This window comes from Planctomycetota bacterium (assembly GCA_038746835.1).
Classification (GTDB): Bacteria; Planctomycetota; Phycisphaerae; order Tepidisphaerales; family Tepidisphaeraceae; genus JBCDKH01.
Map to the genome: position 1 here is coordinate 1 of JBCDKH010000200.1, position 6,345 is coordinate 6,345.

A 6,345-nucleotide genomic window follows, 5' to 3' on the forward strand; every position below is an offset into this window, starting at 1 on the left:
CCGTCCGACGGCGAACCGGTCGACCTCGTCGAACAGATCGTCGACTGCGCGGCAGGCTTCGTCGTACGCGGCGTTGACGTCGTTCGTAATCGTTGAGTGGGCGATGATTTTCGCCGTCTTGTCGACGTTGTCGAAGGCGATCAGGCGGTCGTAGAGCCCGAAGTGGACGTCGGGCAGATGACGATCGTCCGCCGGTCCGCCGGACGGGCCGCCGAGCTTGTGGGGCGGCTCGTGATAGCGGACGAGGTCGTACCCCGCGTAGCCGACGATGCCGCCGGTGAGACTCGGCAAATCCGCATCGGCCGCGTAGGCGACGTCGCCAAGCAGTGACCGGAGCGACGCGAGCGGATCGCCTGAACCGTCCGACGTGAACGTCTCGACAGGGTTCGCCCCAATGAAGCTGTAGCGGCCGATTCGCTCGCCGCCGACGACGCTTTCGAGCAGGAACGCATTGTCGACGGAGTCGCCTTGCGTCAGCGCGAGGTAGCCGCGGACAGGCGAGATCTTGTCAGCCAACAGCTGCCTGTAGACCGGCACGCGCAGCGGCCTTCGCGCATCGCGGCGTGCGATGGCATGAAAGGTCTCGCGATCCGGAAAGTACCGAGGCATGCTCCGTCGACCGTACACCCGAAGGCAGATGCGTCGATCCGTCCTCGCAACGCGTCCCCCGAAGCCGTGGTTTGAGCGAAGCGATCACCCGGATCGACACCTTGATGGATCACGCTCAACGTTCCGGGGGATCGCTTCGCTCACCCCTCGGCTTCAGTTGTTCAGTTGAAGCTCGTTCGAACTGTCGGAAAGTTCGGTAGCTGCAGCTTCAAGATCTTCGTGACCGCTGACGGTCACGTTGGTTGCGAGGTCTCGTCGGACCTGGTGGTCGAGGCTCTTCTTCGAGGCTTCGGCAAGTGCCTCGCGAACACGCTCGAGCGGCTCGTCGGGCACCGCGATGTGACAAACTGGCTCGCCCGGCTTGACGATCGGAAGCGTCGTCATGCCCAGCACGATGCCGTCGGCAGGCGAGACGAGCGTGTTCTGGCTCTCGCCAAACACCGACAGATTGGTGCTGATCGGCTGGTCCTTCTCGACCAGCTCGCCGGGCGTGACGTGGAACCGCAGCAGCCCGCCCTGCTCGGCACGGACCCATGTCGTCCGGCCGACGTGAGCAAGGTAAGGCGGCGAAGTCGGCTCGTCGTCGGTCATGCCGAGCACGGCCAACGTGTTGAGCACGCCGCGAACCCCAATCTCCAGCACCGTCGGCTCGATCTTGCTGACCTCGCCGGCTTCCAGAATCACCGTTGGCACGCCCGCCTCAACCGCCGACCGTCGCAGCGAGCCCTCGGGCCCGGTGCCGTCGACCATCAGCTCGCACCCGAACGCCTCCGCCAGCTCCCGGCAGCCCGGGTTCGACAGGTCGGCACGGACGTTGGGAAAGTTCGTTCGCCCCGTCGCCGCCGAATGGAGGTCGAGGCCGAAGTCGCACTTGGTGACGATCTCTTCAAACAGGAGGCTGGCCACGCGGCTCGACAACGACCCCGTCGCCCCGCCCGGGAAGCAGCGGTTGAGGTCGCGGCGGTCCGGCATGTAACGGCTCTGTGTCTCGAACCCGAAGACGTCCACCACCGGCACGAGGATGAGCGTCCCCCGCCGAATCGTCGGCCGACGCGCGTACATCAGGTCGTGGATGATGCCCGTGCCGTTGATCTCGTCGCCATGCACAGCCGCAGTGACGAAGAGCGTTTTACCCTCCTCCTCACCACGGATCACCCGCACGGGCATGCCGAGCGAGTCTCCTGTGAACGTCTGCGTGACCGGCAGTCGGAGGTCGACGGTCTCGCCGACGCTGATGTCATGGCCAGCGATGCTCAGGTCCGGCATCCCGCACGCTAGCCGGACAGAGCACCACGCAAGTCAGGTCGCAATGTCGTCGCCGTCCGATTGGTAGCGTCGCAGGTCGAGAGGCCCGCCCCACCAGACGTTAACGCCGACGAGGGCGAGCAACCCGACGAGAATGAACACGTAACGGAGCCACTCCGCTGGAAGACCGTTGTACTCGTCGTCGCGGCCGAGAAGCAGAGCGAGGCCTCCGAACGCGATGAAGAGCCACGTGACAACACGTCTGACTCGCTGGCGATCGTCGACCGTGCTCGGCTCCTTGAGAATCATGGCCCTCAATCCTTCGGCGGTTCCTTGGCGCCGAGCCAGGGCATCATCTTGCGGACGCGCTTGCCGGTTTGCTCGACGCTCGACTCGAGGTCCTTCTCGTAGAGCCGCTTGAACTCGGGCATGCCGGCCTCGTATTCGGCACGCCACTCCTTGGCGAACTGACCGGACTGGATCTCGGTGAGGATTTCCTTCATGCGGGCCTTGGCGGACTCGTCGACGACGCGGGGGCCGCGGGTGAGGTCGCCGTACTCGGCGGTATTGCTGACGCTGTACCGCATGTAATCCAGGCCGCCCTGGAAAATCAGGTCGGTGATTAGCTTCACCTCGTGGACACACTCGAAGTAGGCCATCTCCGGCGGGTAGCCGGCTTCGGTGAGCGTCTCGTAACCGGCCTTGATGAGGGCGGCCAGGCCACCGCACAGCACGGCCTGTTCGCCGAAGAGGTCGGTCTCGCACTCGTCCTTGAACGACGTCTCGAAGATGCCGCTGCGGCCGCCGCCGACGCCGTTGGCCCAGGCGAGGGCGATGCCGCGGGCATTGCCGGTCGCGTCCTGGTGGACAGCGAATAGGCACGGCACGCCGCCGCCCTGCTCGAACTGGCTGCGGACGAGGTGGCCCGGGCCCTTGGGGGCGACCATGACGACGTCGACGTCGCTAGGCACTTCAATCGTCTTGAAATGGACGTTGAAGCCGTGCGTGAACCCCAGCACCTTGCCGGCCGACAGGTTCGGCTGGATGTCCTTCTCGTAGACGGCCGGCTGCACTTCGTCAGGCAGTGCCACGATGATGAGATCCGCCTGTTTGACAGCGTCGGCGACGGGCATCGGGTCAAAGCCCTTCTCCTTGGCGAGTCGGCCATTGGCGGACTCGGGGCGGTTGGCGACGATGACATTGACGCCGGATTCGCGCAGGTTCTGAGCGTGGGCGTGGCCTTGCGAGCCGAAGCCGAGGATTGCCACCGTCTTCCCGTCGAGCGGGGTCATCGGCGCGTCGTCGGCATAGAGCATCTTCATCGTGGAGCTGTCGGACATGGCTGGACGGGCACGGTAGCACGCGAAGTGCCGTGTTGTCGCATCGGGCCTGTCGCGTATGTTCCGAGCATGAGCGACGACAAGGCCAAGTCCGGCGGCGGCATGCGGGAAGAGCGCGGCCGGCACATCGGCGACATGACCGTCGACGACAAGTTCACCCTCTGGGGCTCCGTCTCGGGCGACCTGCGCATCGTCGAAGGCGGCAAGTGCTACGTCCGAGGCAACGTCGGCGGCGACCTCCTCGTCGACTTCGGCGGACGCTGTCACCTCTACGGACACGTCGCGGGCAACCTGCAGCTCTTCCGCGGCTCGAAGGTGATCGTGAGTGGCACCATCGGCGGCGTCGCATCCAACAAAAACGGTCGCCTCTACATCGACCAGCACGGCCGCGTCCTGGGCCGGATCAAGACCGAAGGCAAGCACGCAGAGACGACGACGGAAGACGCGTACGGGAACACGAAGGTGGAGTACGGGGAGAAGTGACGCGGAGGCCGGAAAGCTTGAAGGAGGAAGCTTGAAGCTTGAAGGTGTTGCATTGTCGCTCAGCTGATCTGTCTGATTCCCTTCAAGCTTCAAGCTTCCGCCTTCAAGCTTTCTGCGACAATGGACTGGCTCCTCTACCTCTCGCTCGTCGCGCTCAACCTGACCGGGCTTGGGTTGAACCTGATCGGCCTGCCGGGGCTGTGGCTGATGGTCGGGGCGCACGGCCTGTACGCGTGGCTGGACCGCACCGACCTCGCCGGGTGGGAGAGTGCGATCGCTCTGCTGATTTTGGCGGGAGTCGCAGAAGGGCTGGAGTTCGTCGCTGGGGCGGCGGGGAGCAAGGCGGCGGGTGGGTCGTTCAGGAGCGCCATCGGAGCCGTCATCGGCGGCGTTGTCGGCGGGCTGTTGGCTGTCGTGTTCATCCCGTTCGTCCCGGTGCTCAACGCGATTCTCGGCGCCTGTGTCGGCAGCTTTGCCGGGGCTGCGCTGTTGGAGGCGAGCAAGGCACAGAGCACCGTCGAAGATCGGATGGCGTTTTACCGCCGAATCGAACGCGTCGGCCGGGGCGCGTTCTGGGGCCGTTTGTGGGGCGTCTTGCTCAAATCAGCAATCGGGGTCGTGATGCTCGTCGTGAGCCTGATCACGGCATGGTCGTAAGGCATCGCGTACGCTGCCCGCATGCCCGAGCCGACGACGCTGGACAGCTGGAAGCAGCTTGCCGACCACTACAAGGCGGTCGAGCCGCTCCACATGCGGGATCTGTTTCGCGACGACCCAGGCCGGGCTGAGCGGTTCAGCCGCGACACGCTGGGCCTGCTCGTCGACTTCTCGAAGCACCGCATCACCGACGAAACGCTCGACCTGCTCCTGAAGCTCGCCACGGAGGCGGGCGTTGAGCAGATGCGCGACAAGATGTTCGCCGGCGAAAAGATCAACGTCACCGAACACCGTGCCGTCCTGCACGTCGCGCTCCGCAACCGGTCGGACGAGCCGATCGAGGTCGATGGCCAAGACGTCATGCCGAGCGTGAACAAGACGCTGGCGAAGATGCGCAAGTTCACCGAGGCCGTGCGGTCCGGCGAGTGGAAGGGCTTCACCGGCAAGCCCGTCCGCGACGTCGTCAACATCGGCATCGGCGGCAGCGACCTGGGCCCGGCGATGGCGTGCGAAGCCCTTCGGCCTTACGGCAAGAGCGACCTGCGGATGCACTTCGTCTCCAACGTCGACGGGACCGACATCGCCGAGACGCTGGCGAAGCTCGACGTCGAGACATGCCTCTTCGTCGTCGCCAGCAAGACGTTCACCACCCAGGAAACGCTCACCAACGCCGACACCGCCAAGCAGTGGTTCGTCACGAACGCGGGCGGCCAAGGCGACGTGAGCAAGCACTTCGTCGCCGTCAGCACGAACGCCGACGGCGTCGCGTCATTCGGCATCGACACGGACAACATGTTCGAGTTCGACGACTGGGTCGGCGGCCGCTATTCGATGTGGTCCGCCATCGGTCTGCCGATCGCGATTTACATCGGCATGGACCTGTTCGAGGACTTCCTCGCCGGCGGCCATGCGATGGACCGGCATTTCAAGGAGACGACGCTGGCCGACAACCTGCCGGTGATCCTGGGCGTGCTGGGCGTCTGGTACAACAACTTCTTCGGCTTCGACACGACGGCCGTCCTGCCGTATGACCAGTACCTGCGTCGCTTTCCCGCCTACCTCCAGCAGGCGGACATGGAGTCCAACGGCAAACGCACCCGCCGCGACGGCGAGCCGGTCGAGGGGTACACCACGGGTCCGATCCTCTGGGGCGAGCCCGGCACGAACGGGCAGCACAGCTTCTATCAGCTCATCCACCAGGGCACGAAGCCCGTGCCGTGCGATTTCATCGCGCCGGTCTACAGCCACAACCCCGTCGGCGACCACCACGCCAAGCTGCTCGCCAACTTCTTTGCCCAGCCCGAGGCCCTCATGCGCGGAAAGACCGCCGAGGAGGTGCGCGAGGAACTGGGCGAGAAGGCGACCGACGCGCTCGTCGCCCACAAGACCTTCCCGGGCAACCGCCCCACCACCAGCATCCTGTTCGATCGCCTGACGCCGCACGTCCTGGGCCAGCTCGTAGCGCTTTACGAGCACAAGATCTTCGTCCAGGGCGTCATCTGGGACGTCAACAGCTACGACCAGTGGGGCGTCGAGCTCGGCAAGCAGCTCGCCAAGGCGATCCTGCCGGAACTCGAAGGCACGGGCGAAGTCGGCAGTCACGACGCGAGCACGAACCGGCTTATCAACGCATTCAAGTCGCGTCGAGGTTGAGCATTTTCGCCACATCGGCGATGCTGCGGCGTGGCGTCTTCGATCAACAGTGCGGCACTCAACACAACAGCCGGCAGCGCGACGCGGCTTCTTTCGCTCGACACCCTACGCGGCGGGACGATCGCCCTGATGGTGTGGGTGAACCACACGTTCCACCCGGACCTGTTCACCAACCCGACGCTCGACGCCGTCCACCGGCAGTGGTTCCACATCCCGTGGAACGATCCGGCTCAAGGCGTGACGGCGGCGGACATCGTTTCTCCGCTCTTCCTCTTCGCGGCCGGGGCGAGCGTGCCATTGTCGATGAAGTTCGGCCGAGGTCGTGACCGCAAATGGTGGCGGACACTGCTCATCGCAC

Annotated in this window: 8 protein-coding genes; 4 read left to right on the forward strand and 4 right to left on the reverse strand. The window is 65.1% G+C overall.

What is annotated here, in order from left to right; all coding sequences use genetic code 11:
- The 4 genes from AAGI46_14755 to ilvC form a co-directional block, all read right to left on the reverse strand.
- A partial coding sequence (locus tag AAGI46_14755) for an anthranilate synthase component I (protein MEM1013467.1) occupies positions 1-609 on the reverse strand: 609 nt, incomplete at its 3' end.
- 153 nt (positions 610-762) lie between these two features.
- Complete coding sequence (locus AAGI46_14760) at positions 763-1,875, reverse strand: succinylglutamate desuccinylase/aspartoacylase family protein (protein MEM1013468.1); 1,113 nt, start codon at positions 1,873-1,875, stop codon at positions 763-765.
- A 33-nt stretch (positions 1,876-1,908) separates the two neighbouring features.
- The gene (locus tag AAGI46_14765; GenBank protein MEM1013469.1) at positions 1,909-2,163 is read right to left on the reverse strand and encodes a hypothetical protein; all 255 of its coding nucleotides are present in this window, start codon (positions 2,161-2,163) and stop codon (positions 1,909-1,911) included.
- A gap of 5 nt (positions 2,164-2,168) precedes the next feature.
- Entirely contained in the window at positions 2,169-3,176 is a 1,008-nt protein-coding gene (ilvC, locus tag AAGI46_14770; protein ID MEM1013470.1) for a ketol-acid reductoisomerase, read from the reverse strand.
- A gap of 87 nt (positions 3,177-3,263) precedes the next feature.
- Between ilvC and AAGI46_14775 the strand changes: the two genes are divergently transcribed.
- The 4 genes from AAGI46_14775 to AAGI46_14790 all read left to right on the forward strand — a co-directional run.
- Positions 3,264-3,677 (forward strand): hypothetical protein, encoded by a 414-nt coding sequence (locus AAGI46_14775; protein MEM1013471.1) that lies wholly within the window; start codon positions 3,264-3,266, stop codon positions 3,675-3,677.
- A 120-nt stretch (positions 3,678-3,797) separates the two neighbouring features.
- Positions 3,798-4,334 (forward strand): DUF456 family protein, encoded by a 537-nt coding sequence (locus tag AAGI46_14780; protein ID MEM1013472.1) that lies wholly within the window; start codon positions 3,798-3,800, stop codon positions 4,332-4,334.
- A gap of 21 nt (positions 4,335-4,355) precedes the next feature.
- A complete protein-coding gene (gene pgi / locus AAGI46_14785; protein ID MEM1013473.1) occupies positions 4,356-5,987 on the forward strand; it encodes a glucose-6-phosphate isomerase in 1,632 nt (543 codons plus the stop codon).
- Between the two features lie 30 nt (positions 5,988-6,017).
- On the forward strand, positions 6,018-6,345 hold a 328-nt coding region (locus AAGI46_14790), incomplete at its 3' end, for a DUF5009 domain-containing protein (protein MEM1013474.1).